General features: G+C 70.8%; 21 protein-coding genes. 10 read left to right on the top strand and 11 right to left on the bottom strand.

Annotation, left to right across the window (positions count from 1 at the left end):
* Both D7X32_RS12795 and D7X32_RS12800 read right to left on the bottom strand, forming a co-directional pair.
* Window positions 1-371: Wzz/FepE/Etk N-terminal domain-containing protein (locus D7X32_RS12795; RefSeq protein WP_244238981.1), on the bottom strand; the 371-nt coding region annotated here is incomplete at its 3' end.
* Between the two features lie 65 nt (window positions 372-436).
* Window positions 437-1,558 (bottom strand): polysaccharide export protein, encoded by a 1,122-nt coding sequence (locus D7X32_RS12800; RefSeq protein WP_120602815.1) that lies wholly within the window; start codon window positions 1,556-1,558, stop codon window positions 437-439.
* Between the two features lie 257 nt (window positions 1,559-1,815).
* On the opposite strand from D7X32_RS12800, the gene D7X32_RS12805 reads away from it, so the two are divergent.
* Window positions 1,816-2,769, top strand: coding sequence for a GNAT family N-acetyltransferase (locus D7X32_RS12805; RefSeq protein WP_120602816.1), 954 nt, complete (start codon window positions 1,816-1,818; stop codon window positions 2,767-2,769).
* A 30-nt stretch (window positions 2,770-2,799) separates the two neighbouring features.
* Window positions 2,800-3,666 (top strand): hypothetical protein, encoded by an 867-nt coding sequence (locus D7X32_RS12810; protein ID WP_120602817.1) that lies wholly within the window; start codon window positions 2,800-2,802, stop codon window positions 3,664-3,666.
* A gap of 65 nt (window positions 3,667-3,731) precedes the next feature.
* Here the strand turns inward: D7X32_RS12810 and D7X32_RS12815 are convergent, their stop codons facing one another.
* Entirely contained in the window at window positions 3,732-4,904 is a 1,173-nt protein-coding gene (locus D7X32_RS12815) for a zinc-dependent alcohol dehydrogenase (protein WP_120602818.1), read from the bottom strand.
* A 161-nt stretch (window positions 4,905-5,065) separates the two neighbouring features.
* On the opposite strand from D7X32_RS12815, the gene D7X32_RS12820 reads away from it, so the two are divergent.
* Entirely contained in the window at window positions 5,066-5,908 is an 843-nt protein-coding gene (locus D7X32_RS12820; RefSeq protein WP_244238982.1) for a helix-turn-helix transcriptional regulator, read from the top strand.
* 45 nt (window positions 5,909-5,953) lie between these two features.
* Window positions 5,954-7,177, top strand: a complete 1,224-nt coding sequence (locus D7X32_RS12825) for a hypothetical protein (protein WP_120602820.1) — start codon at window positions 5,954-5,956, stop codon at window positions 7,175-7,177.
* Window positions 7,178-7,193: 16 nt separating this feature from the next.
* Here D7X32_RS12825 and D7X32_RS12830 read toward each other — a convergent pair whose 3' ends face one another.
* Together D7X32_RS12830 and D7X32_RS12835 are read right to left on the bottom strand one after the other, a co-directional pair.
* On the bottom strand, window positions 7,194-7,604 hold the full coding sequence (locus D7X32_RS12830; protein WP_147450129.1) for a hypothetical protein: 411 nt from the start codon (window positions 7,602-7,604) through the stop codon (window positions 7,194-7,196).
* 68 nt (window positions 7,605-7,672) lie between these two features.
* Window positions 7,673-8,995 (bottom strand): hypothetical protein, encoded by a 1,323-nt coding sequence (locus tag D7X32_RS12835; RefSeq protein WP_171449170.1) that lies wholly within the window; start codon window positions 8,993-8,995, stop codon window positions 7,673-7,675.
* Between the two features lie 191 nt (window positions 8,996-9,186).
* Here D7X32_RS12835 and D7X32_RS12840 point away from each other — a divergent pair, with 191 nt between their 5' ends.
* Window positions 9,187-10,212 carry a serine hydrolase domain-containing protein gene (locus D7X32_RS12840; protein WP_120602822.1) on the top strand — a complete coding sequence of 342 codons (1,026 nt, stop codon included), beginning with the start codon at window positions 9,187-9,189 and terminating at the stop codon, window positions 10,210-10,212.
* Between the two features lie 9 nt (window positions 10,213-10,221).
* Here D7X32_RS12840 and D7X32_RS12845 read toward each other — a convergent pair whose 3' ends face one another.
* Complete coding sequence (locus D7X32_RS12845) at window positions 10,222-11,223, bottom strand: hypothetical protein (protein WP_120602823.1); 1,002 nt, start codon at window positions 11,221-11,223, stop codon at window positions 10,222-10,224.
* 28 nt (window positions 11,224-11,251) lie between these two features.
* On the opposite strand from D7X32_RS12845, the gene D7X32_RS12850 reads away from it, so the two are divergent.
* Window positions 11,252-12,085 carry a hypothetical protein gene (locus D7X32_RS12850; RefSeq protein WP_120602824.1) on the top strand — a complete coding sequence of 278 codons (834 nt, stop codon included), beginning with the start codon at window positions 11,252-11,254 and terminating at the stop codon, window positions 12,083-12,085.
* A 197-nt stretch (window positions 12,086-12,282) separates the two neighbouring features.
* Here D7X32_RS12850 and D7X32_RS12855 read toward each other — a convergent pair whose 3' ends face one another.
* Window positions 12,283-13,542: a GAF domain-containing sensor histidine kinase gene (locus D7X32_RS12855; protein ID WP_120602825.1), complete on the bottom strand. Its 1,260-nt coding sequence runs from the start codon at window positions 13,540-13,542 to the stop codon at window positions 12,283-12,285.
* 176 nt (window positions 13,543-13,718) lie between these two features.
* Here D7X32_RS12855 and D7X32_RS12860 point away from each other — a divergent pair, with 176 nt between their 5' ends.
* Window positions 13,719-15,527, top strand: a complete 1,809-nt coding sequence (locus D7X32_RS12860) for a fibronectin type III domain-containing protein (protein ID WP_120602826.1) — start codon at window positions 13,719-13,721, stop codon at window positions 15,525-15,527.
* A 60-nt stretch (window positions 15,528-15,587) separates the two neighbouring features.
* Here the strand turns inward: D7X32_RS12860 and D7X32_RS12865 are convergent, their stop codons facing one another.
* Window positions 15,588-17,045, bottom strand: a complete 1,458-nt coding sequence (locus tag D7X32_RS12865; RefSeq protein WP_120602827.1) for a hypothetical protein — start codon at window positions 17,043-17,045, stop codon at window positions 15,588-15,590.
* Between the two features lie 128 nt (window positions 17,046-17,173).
* On the bottom strand, window positions 17,174-18,016 hold the full coding sequence (locus tag D7X32_RS12870; protein WP_120602828.1) for an SDR family oxidoreductase: 843 nt from the start codon (window positions 18,014-18,016) through the stop codon (window positions 17,174-17,176).
* 86 nt (window positions 18,017-18,102) lie between these two features.
* On the opposite strand from D7X32_RS12870, the gene D7X32_RS12875 reads away from it, so the two are divergent.
* Window positions 18,103-19,551: a sigma 54-interacting transcriptional regulator gene (locus D7X32_RS12875; RefSeq protein ID WP_120602829.1), complete on the top strand. Its 1,449-nt coding sequence runs from the start codon at window positions 18,103-18,105 to the stop codon at window positions 19,549-19,551.
* A gap of 174 nt (window positions 19,552-19,725) precedes the next feature.
* Entirely contained in the window at window positions 19,726-20,559 is an 834-nt protein-coding gene (locus D7X32_RS12880) for a hypothetical protein (RefSeq protein ID WP_120602830.1), read from the top strand.
* A gap of 75 nt (window positions 20,560-20,634) precedes the next feature.
* On the opposite strand, the gene D7X32_RS12885 is transcribed toward D7X32_RS12880, so the two are convergent.
* Window positions 20,635-21,543 carry a C39 family peptidase gene (locus D7X32_RS12885; RefSeq protein WP_147450130.1) on the bottom strand — a complete coding sequence of 303 codons (909 nt, stop codon included), beginning with the start codon at window positions 21,541-21,543 and terminating at the stop codon, window positions 20,635-20,637.
* A gap of 125 nt (window positions 21,544-21,668) precedes the next feature.
* On the opposite strand from D7X32_RS12885, the gene D7X32_RS12890 reads away from it, so the two are divergent.
* Window positions 21,669-24,419: a serine/threonine-protein kinase gene (locus tag D7X32_RS12890; protein WP_158625668.1), complete on the top strand. Its 2,751-nt coding sequence runs from the start codon at window positions 21,669-21,671 to the stop codon at window positions 24,417-24,419.
* Between the two features lie 24 nt (window positions 24,420-24,443).
* On the opposite strand, the gene tal is transcribed toward D7X32_RS12890, so the two are convergent.
* Complete coding sequence (gene tal, locus D7X32_RS12895) at window positions 24,444-25,565, bottom strand: transaldolase (protein WP_120602833.1); 1,122 nt, start codon at window positions 25,563-25,565, stop codon at window positions 24,444-24,446.
* Between the last annotated feature and the right edge of the window lie 124 nt (window positions 25,566-25,689).

The raw sequence follows: 25,689 nt of genomic DNA on the forward strand, positions 1-25,689 counted from the left end.
TACGAGGCCCCGCCCCCCCACGGCACCGCCGCCAGCTCCGGCCCCTCGTGCGCCCGGGCGTAAGCCGCGCCCACCCCGGGGAAGTACCGGGGCTCCGCGCTCACGCCCAGGTGCAGCGCGTCCGCCACGCGCCCCAGCAGGGCCCGGGAGCCCAGGACCTCCATCTCCGTGGCCGCCATGCTGGGCGCGTCTGGAATCAGCTCGTCCAGCTGGCCCAGGCTGCTGCCCTTCTGCTCGATTCGCAGGATGGCATTGGCCCGGTACACCGGCGCCGTGGTGAGGAGATACATGCCGCCCAGGGCCAGGGCCAGGGCCACGGCCGCCGCGATGGTGCCGCGGCGCTCTCCCAGGATGGCCAGGTATCTGCCCAATCCAAGCTCATCATCCTGCGTGCCGGGGCCGGGGCGGGGCGGCGTCACGCGTTGGGGGGTGCTTGTCATGGGTTGTCGATGATGATGGTTCTGTCTCCGATATCCACTGCCTGCCAGAGCAGCTGAACTGTTGGCTGGATTTGCTGGATGATGCGGTTCCACCGCGTCAAGTCGTGCGCGGAGACGAAGATGACGTCGCGTGGTTGTAATTGGAACTGCGTCGCCAGGAGCAGTGCGTCCGGTGATTTCGCGTCCAGCTTGAAGATGGACGGGCGGTCGAAGCTGCCGCGGATGACATACACGCGGCCCGGGTTGGACGTGAGCGGGTCGAAGCCCTCGCTGTCGCCAATGGCCTCCGCCAGCGTCATCCGCCCCTTCACCATCAGGCGCGAGGAGGGTTTGCGGACCTCCCCCAGCACGAAGACCTTGTTGCGGTTGCGGTCCGCCACGTTGACGATGTCGCCGTCCTGGAGGAGCCAGTTCTGGCTCACGTCCCCCTGTTCGTAGAGGGCCTGCAGGTCGAGCGTGAAGGTGGCGCCGCCCCGGCTGAGGGTGACGGTGCGCAGGTCCGCCTCCGTGGAGAAGCCCTTCGCCTGGGCGATGGCATCCTGCACGCGCAGGGGCACGTCGGTGACGGGCAGGGTGCCCGGCGCCACCACCTCGCCTGTCACCTGGACCTTCTGCCCCCGGAAGCCCACCACGCGCACGTCCAGCTGGGGCTTCTCGATGACGCTCGCCAGCCGCTGGGTGAGCAGCTCGCGGATCTCCCGCAGCGTCTTGCCCGCCACGGGGATATTGCCCACGTGCGGGTAGAACACGGTCCCGTCCGCCGCCACGGGGTGGCCGGTGGCCTCCGCGGGGCGGAACTCGCCGGCGGGGATGGTGAGCTCCGGGTGGTCCCAGACGATGACGCTCAGCACGTCGTGCGGCGTCACCCGGTAGTCATAGTCCGTGGCCACCTGGGCCAAGGGGTCCACCAGCGGCGCGGGCCGCGCGTTCCGGCGCGCCTCCAACTGGTGGCTGAGGAGGGACGCGTCGATGGGGACGATTTCATAGGCGCCGTCAGTGCCGGCGTCCGCCATGCCCGCGTAGCGCTCCCGGAAGGCATCCTCGTCCATGTGCATTCCTGGGCCCCAGGCGCATGCGCTCATGCAAAACACCGCGGCCAATAGCAGGGCGTGTTTCATAGGGCGGGGAATCTTCCGGATGAAGCCTGCAAGCGTAAGCCCCGAACAATGCCAAATGTCTGGAAGCCGTTACGCCCCGCTGGCGAGGTGACACATGCCCTGCCCTGGGGGGCTGGAAAAGAGCGAAGCGCTGGAATCAAGACACCCGAGTGCTCCCCGGGGGGCGATGACGGACCCAGGTCCAATGCCCATACCCTCTGCCTGTTTTCGGAGGGCCGTCCGGCCTTCGTGCTTGCGCCCAGGGAGGCACCCCCATCATGAATCCGGCGACGCCTTGGAGAGCCATCCTCGTCCCCGACGGAGGCCAGCGAGCCATTTCGTCTGACTACTTCCGCTCCGAACAGCACCTGCGCGCGGAAGGGGCGACGCACAGCCTCATCGTGGAGGACGGCGCGGGCCGGGCCCTGCGGGTGCCGCTCATCGTGCGGCCCATCGAGGGAACGCACTACCGGGACGCGGTGTCTCCGTATGGGTTTCCGGGGGCGGAGCTGAACGGGCTCTCCGAGCTGCCGGCGGGCGCCATCGACTGGCGTGGCACGGAGCTGGTCAGCATCTTCCTGCGCGACCGCATTGGAGGGCCGTACTGTTTCGCGGACGGCCGGCTGCGCACGGAGGTGTGCCTCATCGATCCAAAGCTGCCGGTGAGGTTCCGCAGCGACCACGGCGCGGACATCCGCCGCAACGCCCGGCGCGGCTACGTCAGCGGGGTCGTGCCGGTGAAGGACTCCACGCCGGAGCAGCGCGAGGCGCTCAAGGCCATCTACCGGCAGACCATGGACCGCAACCAGGCCGGGGACCGGTACTACTTCAGCGACGCGTGGTTCGAGGAGGTCTTCACCTGCCCCTTCGCGTGGCTGGTGACGACGCGCGCGCCGGACGGCGCGGTGGCCTCCTCCGCGCTGGTGGTGCTGAGCGACGGGCTCTTGCACAACTTCATTGGCGGCACGGCGGACGCGTACCTGCTGCACTCGCCCGCGAAGAACGAGTTCCCGGTGATGGTGGAGCTGGCGGAGAAGCTGGAGGCCTCCGTCCACCTGGGCGGCGGCGTCCGGCCAGGGGACGGCATCGAGCGGTTCAAGCGTGGCTTCGCCAACGCGATATCCCGGTTCTACACGCACGACCTCATCTGCGATCCCGAGGCGTACGCGCGGCTGTCCCAGGGGCACGCGGGCGAGGAGTTCTTTCCCGCCTACCGCGCGCCCCGTTCCTGACGTTCCTGTGCCGTTGGTAGAGGGGTTTCCATGGTCCTGTCACTTCCCCAGCTCCGCGATGTCGCGGAGGCCCGCTTCACGTGTCTGACGGAGCGGGAGCTCGCCGAGCGCCGGCGAGAAGAGGGCGTTCGCGTCATCTCCCACCGGGGGCACTACTGGGAGCAGTCGGGAGCGCCCGGCTTCTTCCAGCCCGTGCACCTGCTGGCGCGGCTGACGCCGGATGAAGCCACGCCGCCCACGCCGCTGTCCTGGGGCTACCGCGCGGCGCTGACGCCGGAGACGGCGAACGCCGCCACGGGCAAGGTCCCCGTGGTGCAGCTGAAAGACCTGGACACCTACGACACCAGCCGCCTGAATTCCAACCGGCGCAGCAAGCTGCGCAAGGCCCAGCGGACGGTGCGCATCGTCCAGCTCACGGGACCGTCGCTGCTGCTGGAGCAGGGCTATGCGGTGGTGCGGGACGCGCTGACGCGCACGCAGCACAAGAAGATCCCCACGCTGGACGAGTACCTCAAGGGCCTGCGGCAGTACTTCGCGTCGGACCACTGGTGCGTGCTGGCGGGGCTGGTGGACGACAAGCTGGGCGGCTACCTGGACGGCTACATCGTGGACGGCGTCGCGTATGGCTTCAGCGCCTACTACGCGACGTGGGCGCTGCCGACCAACATCTCCACCGGCCTCATCTACGAGTTCTCGCAGGTCTGCCGCCGGCTGGGCGCCCGGACGCTGGTGGGCGGATTGCACGCCCGCGAGGCGGCCCAGCTGGAGCAGTTCAAGGACGAGCTGGGCTTCGTCGTGGATCCGGTGCCCATCCAGTGGGGCATGAACCCGCTGGCGCGTGCCTTCATCCGCTGGAGCCGCCCGCACGCGTACTACCGGCTGACGGGGCAGGCCTGAACGCAACGACGGGCCCGGAAGGAAGCTTCCGGGCCCGTTCGCGTTTCCAGGGGTGTGGGAAGGGACTACGGCGTCATCACGACCTTGATGCAGCCGTCTTCCTTGTCGCGGAACTTCTTGTAGAGGGACGGGGCGTCGGCCAGCCGGGCGCGGTGGGTGATGAGGCGCGTCGGGTCGATGGCGCCGGATTGGATCTTCTCCAGCAGCGGCCGGGTGTAGCGGTGCGTGTGCGTCTGGCCGGACTTCATGGTCAGGCCCTTGTTGACGAAGGCGCCGAAGGGCATCTTGTCCAGGAAGCCCACGTAGACGCCGGGCACGGAGATGGTGCCGCCCTTGCGGCAGCAGTGGATGGCCTGGCGCAGCGCGTGCGGCCGGTCCGTGGCCAGCTTCACCGCGGCCTTCGCCTTGTCGATGACGGCGTCCAGGCTGCCGGTGCCGTGGGCCTCGGCGCCCACGGAGTCGATGCAGCGGTCCGGCCCCCGGCCGCGGGTCATCTCCTTGAGGGTCTCGTAGACGTCCTGCTTCAGGAAGTCGAGGGTCTCCGCCTTGCCCCAGGACTTCGCGAGCGCCAGGCGCTCCGGCACGTGGTCGATGGCGATGACCCGGCCCGCGCCGAGCATCCACGCGCTCTGGATGGCGAACTGGCCCACCGGGCCGCAGCCCCACACCGCCACGGTGTCGCCCTTCTCCATCTCGCAGTGCTCCGCCGCCATGTAGCCGGTGGGGAAGATGTCGGTGAGGAAGAGCACCTGGTCCTCGGTGAGGCCCTCCGGAATCTTGAGCGGGCCCACGTCCGCGTACGGTACGCGCACGTACTCCGCCTGGCCGCCGGAGAAGCCGCCCAGCATGTGCGAGTAGCCGAAGAGGCCGGAGGGCGAATAGCCCATCACCTTCGCGGCCATCTCCGCGTTGCGGTTGGAGCGGTCACAGAGGGAGAAGAGGGTCTTCTGACAGAAGTAGCACTCGCCGCACGCGATGTTGAAGGGGACGATGACCCGGTCGCCCTTCTTGAGCCTGGTGACGCCGGAGCCGGTCTCCATCACCTCGCCCATGAACTCGTGGCCCAGGACGTCCCCGCTCTTCATGGTCGGCATGTAGCCGTCCAGCAGGTGCAGGTCGGAGCCGCAGATGGCGGTGCGGGTGACCCGGATGATGGCGTCGCGAGGGTCCTCGATCTTCGGGTCGGGGGCGGACTCGTAACGGACGTCGCCGTGGCCATGCCAGCAGATGGCTTTCATCGGGTGCGGCTCCTTCGTTGGAAAGGCGTTGGATGGAAGGTGGGGACTTGCGGCGCCCACGGCCAACATCCCCGGAGCGCTGCCGCCTGCCCGTCTGGCGTTCGGAAGCGGAATCGACGTCCGGGGATGCAATGAGACCCGGGACCGATGCAAAAGGGGGTGTGGCCTCCGCACCCGTCCTCGACTTCGGCCGTTATCTGGGCACGCCGCTCCATCGCGTGGAGGTGGCGGGGCTCGTCCTCACGGAGAGCACGTACGCGCCGGGTGCCCGGTTGCCGTCGCACTTCCACCGGCACGCGGGCTTCCGGCTCACGCTGGAAGGGGGCTTCACGGACGTGGTGGAGGGCCGCGCGCGGGAGTGCCTGGCCCGCTCGGTCGCCTACCAGGCGCCCGGGCTGGAGCATGCCCAGCGCATCCGGGACGTGCGCACGCGCACCTTCAACATCGACTTCTCGGAGGCGTTCTGGCGGTCGCGGAGCGCGCTCGTCGCGGGGTTGGATCCGCGGGTGGACCTGTCGTCGGTGCGGCTGGCCACGCTGGGGGCGCGCGTGTACCAGGAGTTCCGGCGCGCGGATGACGTGGCGGCGCTGGCCATCGAAGGGCTGTCGCTGGAGCTGCTGGCGGAGGCGGTGCGAGCGTCGGCACCGGCGAGGGCCTCCGGTCCTCCGGCGTGGCTGGGACGCGTCCGGGAGCTGCTGGACGCGGTGCGAGGCCCACCGCCCACGCTCGCGGCGTTGGCGCGGGAGGCGGGGGTGAGCCCGCTGCGGTTGGGGAGGGCCTTCCGTCAGGCCTACCGGTGCAGCCCGGCGGAGTACCTGCGGCGCTCCCGGCTGGAGCGGGCGGGCCGGGCGCTGCGCGAGACGGAGCGGCCGCTGGGCGACATCGCGCTCGACGCGGGCTATTGCGACCAGAGCCACCTGACGCGCGAGTTCCGCCGCCGCCTGCACCTCACCCCGGCGGAGTACCGGCGGCTGGCGGGACGTGCATCCGGTTCCACGGGGTAGGTTTCATCCAAGACAGCGGCGTGCGGGCGGCCCTATCTCCCGGGTATGACCCTGGAATCGCATTCCTTCCGCCGCGCCGTGGCCCTCTTCGCGGCGCTGATGTGGACCGCCTGCGCGGGTTCCCGGCCTGTTCCCGCCGCTCCGGAACCGGCCGTGCACCGCGTGGACTCCGGGCGCACGCACTGGGTGCTGCGCCCGTCCGAGGCGTACGACGCGCTGTGCCTGTTGAACCTGCTGCGGGGAGACGCGTTCTACACGCGCTTCTATCCCGGGGAGTTCCAGCGCTTCTCCGTGCTGCTGGGAGCGCCGGAGCAGGCCGCGCTCGCGCACCTCACCGGGCGGATGGCGAAGCAGGGCGGGAAGATGGTGGGGCCGTTCCTGACGCTCGTCTTCTCCGTCACGGGAGCCACCACGCTGGACGAACTGGAGACAACGGTGGCGGACGACGCCGCGTGGGGCCGGATGCGCGCGGACTTCCTGGCCACGTCCTACGGGCGGGAGGACGGCTTCGCGGAGATGGAGGACGTGCGGCGGGACCTGGGCGTCCTGCTGGCGTTCCTGAAGCGCGTGGAGTTCCCACGCATCTGGCGGGCGGAGTACCTGCCGCAGGTGGCGCAGGCCATCGCGGGGCTGGCGGAGAAGGCGGCGCCGTACGACGTGGTGGGCTGGGACGAAGCGGTGTTGGGCCGGGACCTCCAGGTGGCGGCGTTGAGCGCGCACGTCCTGAAGTTCGCGAAGCCGCACGGCATCCGGGTGACGGGGTGGAACTTCCTCACGGACGCGACGTATCCGGCGGACGTCACCGTGAAGACGGCGGTGCATGAGTTGCTGCACCCGCCGTTCGCGCGGGAGGGCGTGCTGGAGGCGAAGCTGTCAGCGCTGGAGGCGGACCCCTACTTCCAGCGGCTCGTGCGCGAGCATGACCCCGCGTTCGGCTACACCACGGCGCGCGGACTGACGGAGGAGGACTGCGCGGAGGCCATCGACGTCTATGTCAGCGAGCGGGAGGGCCTGCTGCGCGACCGCGAGGGCCGGCCACTCACGGGCGCGGAGTTCTTCCGCGACCATGACGACGGCCTGCACGTCCTGGCCTTCGTGCTCTACGAGGAGTTGAAGCGCGCGGGCCCTTCACGCGGCGGCACGTACGAGGCCTTCCTGCTGGGGCTGTTCGAGCGGGGCGTGCTCGAGCCCGGCGGGTTGGAGCGCCGCTTCCGCGCCTCGCCGGGGCACTACCCCGTGAAGGCGTTGGGGGAAGCGGCGGCTCCGTGACTTCAGGGATGGCCTGTCAGAAGCACTCGCGCGCGTCGGTGAAGGCCGGGCAATAGGTGTCCACGCCGTTGCACGACACGCCGCCACACACCTTGGAGCTCAGCGGCTGGAGCGTGTGGGCGTTGATGCCCGTGCAGCTCAGGAGCGAGTTGCTCGCCTCGCAGAAGAAGGACACGGTCCCCACCACCACCGGGGGACAGTTCTTCCACTGGCCGTCACACATCACGGCCTGGCCCTCCACGGCCTCGCAGTGGTTGCCCGTGCAGGACACCGTCGTCCCGCCAGGACACGACGCCGTGCAGACGGCCATGGCCGTGACCTCGGACCCTTCCTGGGGCTGGAGGGCTTCCTGCTCCTCCATCGGTCCACCACACGCCGCCGTCTGCAGGCCCAGCACCGCCATTGCAACGAACAGGAAACGCTTCATGACAGACACCTCCGGGAAGTCACTGCAAAACGAAATATACCGGAAGAGTCGTTCATCCAGGTCCGGTCTTAGGGAGGGCTGTCCTGGGCGGTGGTCTTGTCCAGGCGCTCCTGGAGGGCCTTCCAGCCGCGGTTGCCCACCTCGCGGGCGCGGTCGAGCGTCTCGCCCGCGCCCTGGGCCACCTGCTCCGGGGAGAGCTTCGCCGTGTGCTGTCGCACGCGGTCCATCCAGACCAGCGGGGCGTAGAGCTGCTTCGCCCGCTCCGGGCCCAGCAGCACGGTGAGCACGTGCTCCAGGCCTCCCGCGCGCGCGAGCAACGTCCGGCCCAGGAGCAGCGTCGCGCGGGTCTGCTGGAACAGCGGCAGGCTGTCCCCGTGCTTGCGCAGGGCCTCCGCGCTGTCATGCACCTCGCGCCGCTCTGTCTCCTCCAGGTAGGGGCTGGCCGCGAGCTTGTCGAGCGACGCCGCGGCCTCCTCGTAGCGTCCGCGCCGGGTGTGGATGAAGGCCCAGCCCCACCACGTCAGCTCGTTCTCCACGCCCAGCGTCTGGAGCGAGCGCAGTCCCTGTTCGATGTCGTCCTCGGCGGCGCGCTCGCGCTTCAGGCCCATGCGGTTCCATGCGCGCAGGAAGTGCCCGGCCGCGAGCGCCGCCTCGCGAGACTGCGCGGGCGTGCTTTGCTTGAGGGTGGGGAAGTCTTCCGGCGGAAGGCGCTCCGCCTCGGTGAGGAAGGCGGTCAGTTCCTCTTCGGCGGCGTAGTGGTAGCCCGCCTGGCAGAACGAGACGCCCCGGCTGGCCTGCACCGCGGCGCGCAGGGGCGCGGGCCAGGCGGGGGTGGGCGTGGCGCGCGACAGTTCGTAGAAGACGAGCTCCGTTGCGGGGATGCGGTCGGACTTCTCCGCGGCGTCCAGCGCCAGCAGGATGGCGGCGAGGAAGGCGTGCTCCTGCCCCGCGTCGTAGGACGGCAGGGGCGGGGTCGAGGCCGAGGCCCACCGGGACCACAGCAGGGGGAACTCATCCTCGTCGCGCGTCTGGAGCGTCTTGCGTGCCTTGTAGAAGGCGATGCCCAGGTCCAGGTACGTGCGGGCCGCCGCGCGCGTCGCTTCGTCCGTCAGGGGCTTGTCGGGCAGCGCGCGCGTTTCGGCCAGGGCCTTCCAGAGCAGGGCCACCTCTTCCGGGGCCCGAGGGTCACCGTCCGCGCGCACGGTGAGCTTGAGCGCGCGGTAGGGCACGAGCGCGACCGAGTCGCGGAGACGCTGATCAATCTCCGCGCGCTCCTTCGCGGCGCGTTCGGCGTCCGTCTTCTGACAGCCGCCGCACGCGGTGAGTCCCACGAGGAGGAGGGCGGCGATGCGGTGGCGCAGCGCTCTGCGGGCACGGGCGGAGTCCTTCATGCCCGCGCACGCTAGCACCGGCCTTCCCCTGGCCCGAGCCTGCCTCCCCACCGTGCGGGCTGGCGCAGGTCGAGCAGCGCGGCGAAGAGGTCGCGCGGGTCCAACCCGGGCGGAAGGCCTGGGACGCCGCCGTCGTTCACCTCTCCGGAAGGCTTGCTTCACCGGGCGGTGGCCCCGTAAAGCGCCACCCCATGTCGAACCCTTCCGACCTTCTCCACGCGGAGCTGCGGCCCTACCTGCGTGGCTACCCGACGGCCTCCGTGTGCGCGGCGATGACGTGGCAAGGGGCGCTGCACGTCGAAGGACTGCGAGGCAAGGGCACGCCTCCGGCCACGGATGCGCTCTTCTCCCTGGGGTCGCTCACGGAGGTCTTCACCGCGGCGTTGCTGGCGGTGATGGTGGAGCAGGGCAACGTGAGGCTCGAAGAGCCCCTCTCGAACCTGATTCCCTCGGGGCTGCTGAACGACGAGGTCGCGCGGAGCATCACGCTGGAGCAGCTGGCGACGCACACCTCCGGGCTGCCGCACCTGCCGCCGAACCTGGCCGCGGCGCCCCGGAATCCGGATGACCCGTTCGGGGGCTACTCCGCGAGCCTGTTCGGCGAGTTCCTCCGCGACTACCACCCCCGGCAGCCGCCGCCGCGCCCGTCCTCGGAGTCCTTCCTGGGCATGGGCGTGCTCGGTCACGCGCTGTCCCGGCGCATGGCGCTGAACTACGGGCACCTGATGCGGGACGTGCTCTGCAAGCCCATGGGGCTCGTGGACACCACGGCGCGCGTCACGGAGGAGCTGGCCCCGCGCCTGTTGCAGGGCCACACCGCGCGCGGAAAGCCGGTGCCGCCCTGGACCTTCCCGGCGCTCCCCGGCGGAGGCGCGCTGCACTCCACGGTGGGGGACGTGATGCGCTTCCTGGAGACGAACCTGGGGCGGGGGGAGACGTCCTTCACGAGGCCCTTGTTCCGGATGCAGGCGCCCCGGGTGAAGGCCGGGCCCATCCAGCGCGGCCTGGGATGGAACGTGTCCAAGGTGCGCGGGAAGGACGTGGTGTGGCGCTCGTCGGTGATGGGCGGCTACGTGGGCTTCATGGGGCTCAGCGTCGCGGCGGACGCGGCCGTGGTGCTCCTCGCGGACCACGGCTGGTCGCTGTTCGCCGCGCTGCGGGGGCGCGTGCCCCTGGAGGCGCCGGGGCTCACGCTGATGTCGCGGTTCCTGCCCTGAGGCGCGCGCTCAGGGGATGCTGAACCGGTAGAGCTGGAAGCCGCCCGAGGACGCCATCGCGAAGTCGCGCACGTTGCGGGGGGCGCCGGTCTCGCTGCGCTGGGCGAGCTTGAAGTCGCCGGTGCCGTTGCTGGCCTGGAAGCGGAACTCGTACTGGCCCGGTTCGGTGGGCAGTGGGGCCGCGGACATCTTGGTCACGGCGAGGTTGCCGAAGCCCGGCAGGGGTTCGCCCTCCGGGCGGCGCACGGAGCCGATGGCGCGCAGGAAGGGCGAGCCGCCGGTGAGGATGAGGTACTGGGGTTCGGCGGTGCGCGCGGGCTTCGCCGGTGCGGAGGGCGCGGGGGCGGGCTCCTCGGTGGTGCTGGCCGCGGCCTTGGCCCCGCGCTTCGACTTCGATGAAGGCTCCTCGCTGGCGGGAGGGGTGGGCGCCTCTTCCGGCGCTTCGGCGGGAGCGGCTTCGGCTTCGGAGGTCTTCCGCTTCGCGGCGCGGCCCGAGGCCTTGCGCGAGGGAGCTTCGGTGGAGGCCGTCTCCGTGGCAGGAGGCGTTCCTTCCCCGGTGCTCGCAGGAGCGGCGTCGGTGGAGCCCGTCTCCGCCTGGGGCGCGGGCGTGGCGGATTCCGCGGTGCTCTCCGAAGGAGAAGGCGCCGGAGTCTCCTGCGGCGCGGATGCGGGCGTGCCTTCCGCAGGGGTCTTCTTCGCGGCTGCACCCTTGGGCGCCTTCCCCGCGCGCTTCGAAGGGGCCTCGCTGGCGCCCGTCTTCAGCTCGGCTGTCTCCGCGCCTGCCGTGGTCGGCTCAGGGGCTTGTGGGGACTGCGCAGGGGGCGTCGATGCGGAGGCCTTGGAGCTCTCCTCGGTCGACGCCGGCTCCGTCGCAGACGCTTCGTCGGAGGACTTTGGTGCAGCGGCCTTGGGGCTCTGCTCGGTCGAGGCAGACTCCGCCGCAGGCGCTTTGTCGGAGGACTTCGGTGTAGCGGCCTTGGGGCTCTGCTCGGTCGAGGCAGGCTCCGCCACAGGAGCCGGGGAGGCCCGTCCGGAGGTCTTGGCTGCGGAAGCCTTCGGGCTCTTCTTGGTCGTTCCGGGCTCCGCCGCAGGAGCCGGGGAGGACCCTCCGGAGGCCTTCGATTCGGAAGCCTTTGGCGTCTGCTTGGGCTCTTCGGACGCCGGAGCAGGAGCCTGCGCCGCACTCGATGCGGGCTTCGCGGCAGGTGCCTTCGATGCCTTCGGGGTAGGCGCCTTCGAAGCCTCCGGAGGAGGAGTCTTCGGCGCCGACGCAGCGGACTTCGTGACGGGCGTCTTCGGAGTCGGCGCGGCGGACTTCGCCGCAGGAGTCTTCGAAGGCTGTGCTGCCGACTTCGCGACGGGAGCCTTTGGAGCCTGCGAGGCGGACTTCGCCACAGGCGTCTTCGGAGCCTGTGCCCCCGGCTTCGTGGTCGGCGTCTTCAGCGTCTGTGCTCCAGACTTCGCCGCAGGAGTCTTCGAAGCCTTTGCACCCGGCTTCGCGGCGGAAGCCTTCAGCGCCGGTGCGGCCTTCGCGGTGGGCTTCGTGACAGGCTTTGCCTTGGCGGCCGGAGCCTTCGCCACCAGCTTCTTTGCCGCCGCGCCCTTCACCGCCTTGGCGGCCTGCTTCAGCTTCGAAGCCGCGGTCTTCAGGGCCTGCAACGCCGGCTTCGCGACCCCGGCCTTCTTCGCCGTGGCGGGGGCCTTGCCCCCGGCGGGACGGCCTCCGGGCTTCGCGGCGGCCTTGCCAGCGGCGCTGCGGGACTTGGACGAATCGGGGGACGCGGAAGGTCGGGTCGGGCGGCGCTGGGCCATAAAGTCATCCTCGGAGGACCCGAGCGGTCGGCGCCGTCGGCCCTCGTCCCCCGATGGCTAGTGCACCCACAGCCGGGCTGCAAGGCACACGTGCGGTGCGCGCACGCTTCCTGTCGCCCGGCGGCCGCTGGAGCGGACGGCACGCAAGCAACCGCGACCCATCCCCCTGTCCCGTGGAGAGGACAGGGGCTTCAGCGTGCCAGCCCGTCCAGGCACTCGCTGGCGAAGTCCAGGATCTGCTTCCGCGCTCCGGCCCCCTCAGGCCGAAAGCCGCTGCTGCGAGGTCGCGTCCAGCGGAAGGGTGATGGTGAAGCAGGTCCCCTCTTCGGCGGAGCTCGTCACGGTGGCCTTGCCTCCGTGCGACTCCGCGAGCCCCCTCACCAGGGGCAGGCCCAGCCCCCATCCCTTCTCCGCGCTCTCCGTCGCGGACCGGGTGCGATGGAACGGCTCGAAGATGGTCTGCAGTTCGTCCGCGGCGATGGGCGTGCCCTGGTTGCGCACCTGGAGCATCACCTGGCTCCCGTTCCGCTCGAGCCGCACTTCAATGGGCGTGCCTGGGGCGCCGTACTTCGCCGCGTTGGAGGCCAGGTTCTCCACGATGCGGCGCAGCCCGAGCGGATCCGCCTTCATCTGGAACAGGCCCTCCGCCTTCAGGACGAAGCGCTCCGGATAGACCGCCGCGAGCTCGTCCAGGGCCTGGGCCGTGACCGCGTGCAGGTCGCACTCCACCAGCTCCAGCGCCACCCGCTTGCCGGCCTTGATGCGGCTTGCGTCCAGCAGGTTCTGGATCATGCGCTCCGCGCGGTCGAGGCTCGCGCTCACCCTTGCCACCGAGGTCTGGACGCTCGGCAGGTCCGCGTGGCGCCTTCCCAACAGCTGCACGCTCAGCTTCGACGCCGTCAGGGGCGTGCGCAGGTCGTGGGTGAGCGCCGCGACGAAGGTCTCCCGGAGGTTCTGCTCGGCCTTCAGCTTCTGGACCTGATCACGGAGGTTGATCTCCGTCATGATGGACTCCGTCAGTTCCTTCATCACCGTGAGGTCCCGCGAGGACCACTCGCGCACCGTGGGCTGGATGCAGCAGAAGGTCCCCAGCACGTGCCCGTCCGGGTTGATCAACGGCAGCACGATGAGGGCGACGATTCCCCAGGGACCGGTCGACGGATGGAACTTCAGGAACGGGTCGGCGGGCGCGTTCGAGGAGATGATGGGCTCCCCCTCGAGCGTGTAGCGGCACAGCGACGCGTCGATGGGCAGCGTCCGGGTCTCCTTGAAGGGAGAGGGCAGGCCGAAGTCCGCCTTGAAGAACTGCCGGTCCGCGTCCACCAAAGACATGATGGTCAGGGGCACGTCGAGCAGCTGCGCCGCCAGACGCGCGAGGCGGTCAAAGGCCTCCTCCTGGGGCGTGTCCATCAGCTGGGTATCCCGGATGGCCTGTAGCCGGTTCCGGTCGGTGAGGCGGCGGTTGCACCGCTGCGTCCGCCCAAGCGAGGCCTCGTCCAATTCACCTAGAAACTTCATGCGACGACTCTAGTTCGCTGCTCCAGGGCCTGGATGAGCAGAACCCGGGTGCCTGCTCCTCCGTTCGCTGACCAACCTTGCTGAGACGCGGGAAAGAATCCTTCGGCCGGTTTGACCCGCTTTCCCGGGTCCCGCCCTCTCTGTCCCCGGACCCCTTTCCGGGAGGCTTTCCCCCCATGCATCCCCCTCGTGCTTCGTCCCGCGCGGCCCTCGCCGTGCTCCTGCTGCTCCTGCCCACCCTGGCCCTGGCCGCGGACCGGGGGGCCTGGGCCCCGGGTGTCGCGTATGCCGTGGGCGACATCGCTTCTTATGGTGGCAAGGGCTACGACTGCCGGCAGGCCCATACTTCACTGGTAGGCTGGGAGCCGCCCAACGTGCTCGCCCTGTGGCTGGAGCGCACCGGCAACCCGCCCGCCGACACGCAGGCCCCCTCCGTCCCCTCCGGACTCACCTCGCCCTCCAAGACGTATGACAGCGTGTCGCTGACCTGGAGCGCGTCCACCGACAACGTGGGCGTCACCGGCTACGAGGTCTTCGTCAACAACGGCGCCTCTCCCGCCGTCACCTCCACCAGCGCGAGCGCCACCGTCACGGGGCTCGCCGCGAACACGACCTACACGTTCACCGTGAAGGCGCGCGATGCGGCGGGCAACCGTTCCGCGGCCAGCGCCGCGTTCAGCACCACCACGCCCACGCGCCCCGCGCCCGACACGCAGGCCCCCACGGCGCCCGGCTCGCTGCGCTCCACTGGCGTGACGGCCTCCAGCGTGTCCCTGGCGTTCAACGCGTCCACCGACAACGTGGGCGTCACCGGCTACGAAATCTTCGTCAACGGCGGCACCAGCGCGGCGGCCACCAGCACCACGACCAGCGCCACCGTCACGGGCCTCGCCGCCAACACCTCCTATACGTTCACCGCGAAGGCGCGCGACGCGGCCGGCAACCGCTCCTCGGCGAGCAACAGCGTCGCCGTGACGACGGGCAACACCGCACCGGCGGGCAGCAAGGTGCTGGTCGGCTACTGGCACAACTTCGACAACGGCTCCACCAACATCCGGCTGCGCGACATCTCCTCCAGGTTCAACGTCATCCAGGTCGCCTTCGCGGAGCCGGTGGCGGGCGCGCCGTCGGGCACCATGGGCTTCACGCCGTACAACGCCACCGTGGCCGAGTTCAAAGCGGACATCGCCACGCTCAAGGCGCAGGGCCGCAAGGTGCTCATCTCGCTGGGCGGCGCCAACGGCACCATCCACCTGGACGACGCGGCGGCGCGGCAGGCCTTCGTCACCAGCATGCAGGGGCTCATCAACACGTATGGCTTTGACGGGCTGGACCTGGACCTGGAGGGCGCGTCCCTGGCGCTCAACGGCGGGGACACCGACTTCCGCAACCCCACCACGCCGCGCATCCAGAACCTCATCGCCGGCACCCGGCAGCTGCTCAATGACAACGGCGCGGGCTTCCTGCTCACCATGGCGCCGGAGACCGCCTACGTGCAGGGCGGCTACGCGGCCTACGGCGGCCCGTGGGGCGCCTACCTCCCCGTCATCCACGCGCTGCGCGACCGGCTGACGTACCTGCACGTGCAGCACTACAACACCGGCACCGTGACGGCCCTGGACGGCCGCGCCTACGCGCAGAGCACGCCGGACTTCCACGTGGCCATGGCGGAGATGCTGCTCCAGGGCTTCCCCGTGGGCGGCAACGCGAGCGCCGTCTTCCCCGCGCTCCGGCCGGACCAGGTCGTCATCGGCCTGCCGTCCTCGCCGCAGGCCGCGGGCGGCGGCTACACGACGGTGGCCAACGTGCAGAAGGCGCTGGACTACCTGATGAAGGGCCAGTCCTTCGGCGGCACCTACGTGCTGCGCCAGGCCGGCGGCTACCCGGGCTTCAAGGGGCTGATGACCTGGTCCATCAACTGGGACAAGTTCACCAGCTTCGAGTTCTCCAACAGCCACCGCGCCTACCTGGACACCTATCAATAGGGCCCGCAAGGCCCCCGCCCACCGGAAGCGTGCCGGTGGGCGGAGGGTGTCTGGCATTGCCTACCGCGCTTCGCTCAGCCCCGGCGGGCAGGTGAAGGATGCCGGCAGGGACCAGAGCTGCTGCCTCTCCGTATCGTCGAAGGCGCTGAAGTAGACGCGGTTGCCCACGCGGGCGAAATCATCCGGCCAGGAGAGCGGTGTCCCCGGCCCGGTGGCCGCGAACCGCCCGGTCGTCGCCACCGTGCCCCGGGTGAACCAGCCGTCCAGGTAGTCACCGTCGGGCGAGCCGCTGAAGAGCACCAGGCCCCCGCCCGTGGCGAACACAGGCGAGGCGTACTCGTCGTGGCGCGACAGCGACTGGAAGAGCTTCCGGGTCCCCCCGGCCGTGCCGTCGGTGGCCCACAGCTCCACGGCCAGGGGCGCGGGGCCGTCTCCGCCCTGGCCCACGGCGAAGTAGATGCTCCCCGCGGAGGTGGCTGTGTTCCCCAGGTAGGGGGAGGCGTCCGCGCTGTACTTCGGCAGGGTGGCCACGGAGGCCTTGCCGCCCCCGGAGAGGAGGAGGCTCTGGATGCGCATCTGCCTCGAGTTCGGCTCCACCGATGCCAGGTAGACCCGGGACCCCAGCACGCCCAGGATGTTCACGGAGCGGCCGAACGCATCCAGCAGGACGGTCCCCGCGGCGGTGCCGTCTGTCTTCCAGACCTGGTGGTTGACGCCGTTCCGGATGATGAACAGGCCCAGGTTCCCCGCCTGCGTCACCTGCCCCAGGGCCACCGACGTGCCCCCCACCTGCTTCACGGACACGGTGCCCGCCAGCATGCCGTCGGTGCGCCACAGGTGGAGGCCCGAGGCTTCGCGGCGGAAGAAGAGCAGCGCGTTGCCCACCTTCGCGGTTCCGCCGAAGTAGACCCCTTCGGCACCGCTGACCACCCGCACCCGCAGGGTGCCCGCCGCGGTCCCGTCCGAACGCCACAGCTCCGTGGGCGCCTCCGGGAGGTGGCGGAAGAACACGAGCCGGCCGTTGACCTCGGCGGCGTTCGTCAGCGAGGAGGAGTCAGGCCCCGGCGTGATGTCCTCCACGAGCCGTGTCCCGCTGGCCGTCCCGTCGCTGAGCCAGAGCTCCGTCCCGGTGTCCGGCGCGTACACATGGAAGAAGAGCCGTGAGCCCACCGCCACCGGAGCCGACGGCCCGTCATACTCCAGGGGAAACGTCCTCACCGGCACGGTGCCCGCCTGCGTGCCATTGCTGCGCCACAGCGCGGGACCGGTGTCGGGCCGGTGGGTGGCGAAGTAGAGGGTGCCCTGGACGTCGGTGAGTCCGTTCATGGAGGAGAACGGATGGGCCTCCGGCGGAAGGACGACCTTCACCCGCGACGCCACCCCGGCGGGGCATGCCAGGGCCTCCACCTCGCGCGAGTCCAGCGCCTCCAGGGCGGTGGAGACAGCCTCCTCTTCCGGGCCGCCTCCACACGCCGCCAATCCCAGCCATGCCACGACACCCCAATTCCTTACACCCATGTCTTTCTCCTTCCGGCCCGAAGCGGCCGGAAGGGTGGGGTGCAAGGCATTGTCTTCCAACGGGCACCGCAAGGTGGTGGGAGTGTCTTCACCGCCTCCCGGAGGGCCCTTCGCGGGGCTGGCGCGCGTCAGTCCAGGCGCGTCGCGATGCGGGCGCGCAGCGTGTCTCCGGTCGCGTCCCCGGCCTTGAGGGAGAACAGGGCGCGCATGGCGTCGGACGTGATGTAGCGCAGGTGCGGCGCTGGGGAGGCCGCGGCCTCGCAGATGATGCGCGCGATGTCGTCCGGGGTCTGTCCCAGGCTCGCGTAGGTCGCCGCGGAGCCCTGCATGTACCGGCCCAGCAGTTCGCCGTACACGGCCGGTCCGTTGCCCTGGGTGCCGTTGCCCGTCGCGCGCACATTGTTGACGAACTCCGTGTGCACCGGCCCCGGCTCCACCAGTGAGACGTGGATGCCCAGCCGCGCCGCCACGGGGGCCAGGCTCTCCATGAAGCCCTCCACCGCGAACTTCGCCGCGCAGTACGCGTCGTTGAAGGGCTGGCCCACCAGGCCTCCAATGCTGCTCAGGGAGATGATGCGCCCGGAACCCTGCTCACGCATGACCGGCAACACCGCCTGGGTGACGCGCCACACGCCGAAGAAGTTGACCTCCATCGTGCGCCGCAGGGCCTCCTCGGAGGTCTGCTCCAGCGTGGCCAGGTAGCCCGCGCCCGCGTTGTTCACCAGCAGGTCGATGCGGCCGTGCGCCTGGAGGACGTCGCGGAGACACGCCTGGGTGGAGGCGTCGCTGGTCACGTCCAGTGTGCGGATGTGGAGCTTCACGCCCTCCTGGTCCGCCCGGGCCCGGAGTGCGTCCGCGCGGGTGCTGTCGCGCAGGGTGGCGACGACCTCGAAGCCCTGGCGTGCCAGGTGGACGGCCGTGCTCAGGCCGATGCCGGTGGAGGTGCCCGTGACGAGTGCGACCGGGGCCATGCGAGGTGTCTCCTGGAGCGGCGCACCGGGAGCGGCGCGCAGGGGGCCATGACTATCACCCGGGGCTCCCCGCGCGACGCCCCGTGATGCCAACGGCGTCCCGGCCCCGGCCAGGCCATGGCGCACGTGATAGCGTCGCCGTGGTGTCGACACGGGATGACAGGCCGGCGGGTCGGGAGGCGCAGTCCCCCGACAGGACCCGGACCCTTCCGGCGAAGCCTGGGGGCAAGGTCCGGCTGAAGCTGTGGGTGTTGTCGGGGCCCGGGGCCGGCAGGAACCACCCGCTGCCCGTGGGCTCCTACCTGCTGGGCAAGAGCGCGGACTGCGACATCGTGCTCGAGGACGGCACGGTGTCGCGCCACCACCTGCGGCTGGAGGTGGAGGCGGACCGGGTCGTCGCCAAGGACCTGGGCTCGTACAACGGGTCCTTCTGTGAAGGCCTGCGCTTCTCCGAGCTGGAGGTGCGGCCCGGCGCCGTGCTCACCCTGGGGGAGACCCGGCTCAAGGTGATGCCCGAAGACACCCGCGAGCGCTCGTTGCTGCTGTCATCGCGCGACCGCTTCGGGGCCCTGGTGGGAACCAGCCGCCGGATGCGGGAGGTCTTCACGTTCCTGGAGCGCATGGCGCCCGGTGACGCGGACGTGCTCATCCAGGGCGAGACGGGCACCGGCAAGGAGCTGTGCGCGGAAGGGCTGCACCACGAGAGCCCGCGCGCGAAGAAGCCCTTCGTGGTGGTGGACCTGGCGGGCATCACCCCGTCGCTCATCGAGTCGGAGCTGTTCGGCCACGTGAAGGGGGCCTTCACCGGAGCCCAGGCGGACCGGGCCGGCGCCTTCGAGCGCGCCCATGGCGGCACCGTCTTCCTGGACGAGGTGGGCGAGCTGCCCCTGGAGCTGCAGCCGCGCCTGTTGCGCGTGCTGGAGCGCCGGCAGGTGAAGCGGGTGGGCGGCAACGACTACCGGGAGCTGGACGTGCGCGTGGTGGCCGCCACCCACGTGGACCTGGAGGCCGCGGTGAAGGCGGAGAAGTTCCGCCGGGACCTCTTCCACCGGCTGGCCGTGCTGCGCGTCGTGCTGCCGCCGCTGCGCGAGCGTCCGGAGGACATCCCGATGCTCATCGACACCGTGCTGGAGCGCCTGGGCAAGCCGCCCAGCACCCTGTCGGACCAGACGCGCGCCCTGCTCGTCCAGTACCCCTGGCCGGGCAACGTTCGCGAGCTGCGCAACGTGGTGGATCGCGTGGTGAGCCTGGGCGAGGAGTCCCTGCCCGACATCGACCCGGGGGTCCCCGGCCGTGCCGCCTCCCGCGCGGGCGGGCTGGACCTGGCCCGGCCCTTCAAGGAGGCGAAGGAGCAGCTGGTCGAGGGCTTCGAGCGCGACTACCTCAAGAGCCTCCTCAAGCGCTGCGAGGGCCGCTTCAACCGCGCCGCCCGGGAGGCCGGCATCGACCGGGTGTACCTGCGCAAGCTGATGCGCAAGCACGGCCTGGAGCTCAGCGACGGCAAGCCCGGGGCGGACGAAGAAGACGCCGGGTGACTCCCGTCACCCACCGGGACCGCCACCGGGTGACTCGAGTCACCCACCCGCGTGCCCCGCCGGGTGGCGTCTCCCTCGGAAGGCCCGGCGCGACCGGGCGCGCGGGGACTGGCACCACTCCTGCTTAGGGAAGGCGTACCGGCCATTCACGGCCCCTACGACCCCGAGCACGCCATGATCTCCTCCGCCTCCTCCCGTTCCAACCCGTCCTCGTTCCTCGCCTCGCTGCTGAAGCCGTCCACGCGGACGCAGCCTGCGCCGCAGACCCGGACGCAGCCCTCCGAGGGCGCATCCGCGGCGGCCCTGCGCAACAAGATGTTCTACACGGACAGCTTCGAGTCCTCGCCGTCGGCGCGGACGCAGTCGCTGCCCCCCACGCCGACGACCCGTCCCGAGGGCGCGGGCTCCGACCCGCTCGGCGCGGACGCGCTCGTGCCGGCCAGCTCGCATGACGCGTCCAAGGACTACCCGGCGCTCTCGTACGCGGATGACAAGCAATACAACGGGCAGCCGCTGGGCTTCTGGAAGAAGAACGTCTGGGATTCGGCCATCAAGTCGGGCGCCGCCCCCGAGGAGGCGGCGCTGCTGGTCGCGCAGGTGATGCAGGAGGGCGGCACGGACTTCAACAAGAGCGGCGACGCGACGAACTACGGCCCCTTCAACCTGAACAAGGACCTGCTGCAAACCTACGGCAAGCACCTGCCGGATGACCTCCAGAAGCTCAACGGCAGCAGCCCGGAAGCCATCGACCTCAACGTGCGCAACGCGCTGGATGCGATGCGCGCGGTGGGGGCCAACAACTACCTGCACCACGTGCGCGGCGGCCGCACCAACTTCGAGCACCCCGGCCAGCGCATCAGCGACAACCCGAACGTGAAGGGCGACGACGCGTTCGCCTTCGAGCGCAGCCTGACGAACAACGCGCGCCTCTTCCTGGAGGCATTCCAGTCCAACCCGTCCTCGCTGACCGACCACCAGCGCTTCGCCTCCGACATTCCGAACATCTGAAGAAGCGGACGGGCGTGAAGCACAGGGCCCCGCGTGCGATGCACGCGGGGCCTTTTCGCGTTCTGCTCGCGGGGACTACGAACCGGACTCGCGCGAGCCGAAGGAGTTGTTCTTGGAGCCGATGCCGGAGGAGTCCCCCAGCGTGGCGGAGTGATTCGCGTTCGCGGCGGCGAGCGCGCCCGCGTCACCGCCCTGGGGATTGACGATGAGCATCCCGCCGCCATTGAACGAATCCCAGCCGGAGTTCATCGCCTGGGTGAGGTGCTGGAGCTCCACGTCGTACTTGGATCCGGAGGCTGGATCATGGATCTGATACTGGCCCTGCGCGTTCTTGCCGTCGATCTCCACCCAGTGCGCGCTGCCGGCCGGCGTGTTGCCGGATGCGCCGGGCTGGATGAGGTTGGAGTCCACCAGGGCCACGGCCTTCTTGCCCGAGCCGAGCGCGGCGTTCAGCGCGTCGCGGTCGAAGTTGGAGGCGCCGCGCGTGACCTCGAAGCCCTGGCCCGCGAGCATCTGGCCCATTTGATCCGGCGTCGTGCCCTTGCTGTCGGAGTAGCGGGACTCCAGTGACTGGACGAGCTGGGCATCCGTCTGCCCCTGGCCGCCACCATTGGCGCGCACCAGCATCGCGGCGGCCGTCGCACCGCAATTGGTGGCGTCCGTCTGCTTCAGGACCGGCGTCTCCTGGAGCCAGCCCTTCGCGCCCGGGGACTTCGCGTCCGTGAGCGAGGGCACCTGCTCCATCTGGGACAGCTCCAGGGGACGCGCGCCCAGGGGCTGTCCGGCCCCCGCGGCCTGGGCGGCCCATTGTCCCGCCACCTCCGGCGACTCCTCGAAGCGGTCCTGCGGGAACCCGGTGGCCTGCTCCGCCTCCTGGACCGGCTCGGGGGCGTGGGGGCCCTGGACCTGAGCATTGCCTTGCGGCGCGGCAGCCTGCTCGGGGGGCAGGGAGACAGGGAGATTCTGGGGACGGGTGACGTTCATGAACAACCCTTGCGCTCGGGGGAGGAAACCGCGGACGGCGGTCCCACTATTATCGAAGAAGGTACCAGCCCGGTTGTGGGGGGCATGGTGATGGCATCGCGGGGGCCAATAGGATGGCGCCCACCATGAAGACCCCAGCCGGAGACGAGCGCGACGACACGCTTCCCGCGCGCCGTCCTGACGGCGAGGCGACGCGCCTGCTGCCGCGAACTCCGGCGGAGGCCGTGCCCGCGACGAATGAGTCGGACCGGCAGCCCCGGCCAGGGCCGTCCCCGTCCGTCCAGGTGGGGCGCTACCTGCTCCTGCGTCCGCTGGGCGCGGGGGGCATGGGCGTGGTGTACGCGGCCTATGATCCGGACCTGGACCGGAAGGTGGCGCTGAAGCTGCTTCGCTCGGACAGCCACGCGGATCCGGAGCTGGGACGGGCGCGGCTCTTGCGCGAAGCGCAGGCGATGGCGCGCATTTCGCACCCGAACGTCATCCCGGTGTTCGACGTGGGCATCTGGGGCGCCCAGGTCTTCCTGGCGATGGAGCTGCTCGATGGGGGCACGCTGGGGCAGTGGCTGAAGGAAGCCCCCCGCTCGTGGCGCGAGGTGCTGGAGGCGTACCTGGGCGCGGGCCGGGGGCTCGTGGCCGCGCACGCGGCGGGGCTGGTGCACCGCGACTTCAAGCCGGCCAACGTGCTGAGGGACCGCCGGGGCCGCGTCTGCGTGACGGACTTCGGGCTCGCGCGCCAGGTGGGGCTGCCCTCCGGCGACGACGCGGACCCCGCCGGGCCGGAAGCGGACGCGCTGGCCTTGGAACGGCGCATGCTGGATGCGCCCATCACCGTCACCGGCGCGGTGATGGGCACGCCGAACTACATGTCCCCGGAGCAGGTGCTGGGCGCGGTCCCGGACGCGAGCACGGATCAGTTCAGCTTCTGTGCCGCGCTGTACGCCGCGCTCTACGGCCAGCGCCCCTTCGACGTCGCGCGCATGCAGGCGCTGCGGACGCCCGCCGACCTGGAGGGCCCGAACGCTCCCCGCCTCCTGGAGCCCCCGCGCGACTCGCGGGTGCCCGCGTGGGTGGGCCGGGCCGTGATGCGCGGGCTGGCGCTGCGCCCGGCGGAGCGCTTCCCGACGCTCGCGGAGCTGCTGGACGCGCTGGGGCAGGAGCCGAAGCGCAGGGCCCGGCGCCGCGCGTGGGGCGGCGCGGCCCTCTTGGCGGGAGGTCTCCTGATGGGCGGCGGCGTGCTCTATCAACAGTCGCGCGTGTGCGAGGGCGCGGACGCGCTCATGGCGCGGGTGTGGGGCGCACCGCAGCGGGAGCAGGTGATGCGTGCCTTCACCGCCACGGGCAGTCCGTTGGGTGCGGACATGGCCGGGCGTGTGGCGGACGCGCTGGATGCGTACGCGCGGGGCTGGAGCCAGCAGCACGCGGAGGCGTGCAGGGCCACGCTCGTGGAGGGCACCCAGCCGGAGGCCCTGCGGGTCGAGCGCGTGGTGTGTCTGGAGCGGCGGCGCGAGGACGCCCGCGCGGTGGTGGCGCTGCTGTCCACCGCGGACGTCCCCCTGGTGGAGAAGTCCCTGTCGCTGGTGAACGCGCTCCCCGCGCTGGACGAGTGCGCGGACGTGGCGAAGCTGGGCGAGCAGCAGCGGCTGCCGGAGTCGCCCGCGGAGCGCGCCGAGGTGGAGCGTCTGGAGGCGGGGCTGTCGGAGGTGAAGGTGCTGGTGGATGGCGGACGCCTTCCCCTGGCCCGGACGCGACTGGAGCCGCTCGTGGAGGCCGTGCGGGCCACGGGGTACGCGCCGCTGATGGCCCGGCTCCAGCTCCAGCAGGGCTGGATGCGCGAGCAACTGGGTGACTCCGCGGGGGCGGCCATCGCGCTGCGGCAGGCGGCCTTCGACGCGGAGGCGGGGCGCGCGGACCGGCTGAAGGTCACCGTCCTCAACCGGTTGCTCTACGTGGAGGAGGGGCAGCGGCACTTCGACCAGGCGGAGGTCTGGAGCGGGCTCGCGGACGCGACGCTGCGGCGCATGGGCGGCGACGCCGTGCTGGAAGCGGAGGTGCGGATCAATCAAGGCAACCTCGCGGTCGCGAGGAATGACTTCTCCCGCGCGAGCGCCCTGTTCGAGGAAGCGCGGACGCGGGCGGAGGCGGCGTTGCCGGAAGGCCACCCGCTGCGCGCGCGCATCACCTTCCTCCAGGGCGGCCTGGCGATCCGGATGAAGGACACCGGGCGCGGCGTGGCGTTGCTGGAGCGCGCGCTGGCGCTGACGGAGGCCTCGGTGGGCCCGCTGCACCCGGACACCGCGCGCCGGCACGACGCCCTCGCCTGGGCCCTGCGCGAGGCGGCGGAGCCGGCCCGGGCCCTGCCGCACGCGCGCGCCGCCGTGGAGATCCGCAAGGCGCTGCTGGGAGCGCGCACGTTGCCGGTGGCGGAAGGGCTGGACGAGGTGGGGATGTGCCTGCTGGCGCTGGGCCGCTACGACGATGCGCTGCGCGTCTACGAGGAGGCGCTCGCGACGAAACAGCAGGTGGCGCCGCCGGGAGACGAGACCTTCCAGTACAGCCAGGACGGCGTGGGCCAGGCGCTGCTGGGCCTGGGCCGCGCGAAGGACGCCATCGCGCCGCTGCGGCTGGCGGTGGGGTACCCGTCGATGCCGGAGGGGACGCTGGCGGAGTCAGGCTTCGCGCTCGCGAAAGCGTTGTGGGAGGCCGGGGAACGGCAGCCCGCGAGACAGGAAGCCGAAGCGGCCCGCGCACGCTTCGTCCGCGCCACGCGCGAGCCCGAAGCCGCGAGCGTGGCCCGCTGGCTGGAGGCGCATCCGGCTCCGGAGGCCTCCGCCGTCCCCGCGCGCCTCCAGGTGCCCCGGGCTCGTGGAGGGCGTTAGCGGCGCGAGCCCGGGCTCCCTGTCTCAGGTCTTCTTCAGCTTGTCGCCCACCGCGGAGAGCAGCTGGTCGAAGGAGTCCGTGAACAGGCGGATGCCGTCGGTGGCCAGCTCGTCGGTGACGGTCTTCATGGAGATGCCGGCCGCCTCCAGCTGGCGCATCGTCGCCTCCGCCGCCGGCAGGTCCTCCTCCAGGCTGGGGCGCACCTTGCCGTGGTCCCGGAACGCGTCGATGGTGGCGGGCGGCATGGTGTTCACCGTGTCGCGGCCGATGAGCTCCTCCACGTAGAGCACGTCGCGCAGGTTCGGGCTCTTGGTGCTGGTGCTCGCCCAGAGCACGCGCTGCACCTTGGCGCCCTTCGCCGCGAGCGCCTTCCAGCGCGCGCTCCCGAAGACCTCCTTGAAGGTGCGGTAGGCGAGCTTCGCGTTGGCGATGGCCACCTTGCCGCTCAATCCCTCCATCGCCTTCAGCTGCTCGGGCGTGGCGCCCGCCTTCCGCTTCTTCTCCATCTCCTTGTCCACGATGGCGTCGATGCGGCTGACGAAGAACGACGCCACGCTCGCCACGCGGCTCACGTCCCCGCCGGACGCGGCGAACTTCTCCAGGCCGGAGACGTAGGCCTCGGCGATCTGCTTGTAGCGCTCCTGGCTGAAGAGCAGCGTCACGTTGACGTTGATGCCCTCGGAGGTGAGCTGCTCGAAGGCCGGGGTGCCCGGCACGGTGCCCGGAACCTTGATCATCACGTTGGGCCGGGCCAGCGTCTTCCACAGCCGCCGCGCCTCCTCCAGCGTGCCCTTCGTGTCCAGCGCCAGGTGGGGGGACACCTCCAGCGACGCGTAGCCGTCCTGTCCCTTGGTGGCGTCGTAGACCGTCTTGAGGAGGTCCGCGGCGCCCTGCACGTCGCGCACGGCCAGCTGCTCGTAGAGGTCGTTGCCGTTGATGCCCTTGCCCTTCGCCGCGTCGAAGAGGTCCTGGTAGTCGTCGCTGCCCGACACGGCCTTCTGGAAGATGGTCGGGTTGGAGGTGAGCCCCTTGAGCCCGTCCTCCTCGATGAACTTCTTCAGCGTGCCCTTCGTGATGTAGCTGCGCTGGAGGTTGTCCACCCAGACGGATTGGCCGAACTCGGCGAGCTGTCGCAGCGGATTCATGGATTCTCCCGGCGGGGGCGCGAGGCTCCCAGATGGCGTTCCTTGAAAATGCGCACGGCCCGTCCTCCACGTCCGGCCGGGCGGGCAGGCACTCGCGGATTCTGCCTGCGAACAGGACCAGCGG

The organism is Corallococcus carmarthensis (genome assembly GCF_003611695.1).
GTDB classification, from domain to species: domain Bacteria; phylum Myxococcota; class Myxococcia; order Myxococcales; family Myxococcaceae; genus Corallococcus; species Corallococcus carmarthensis.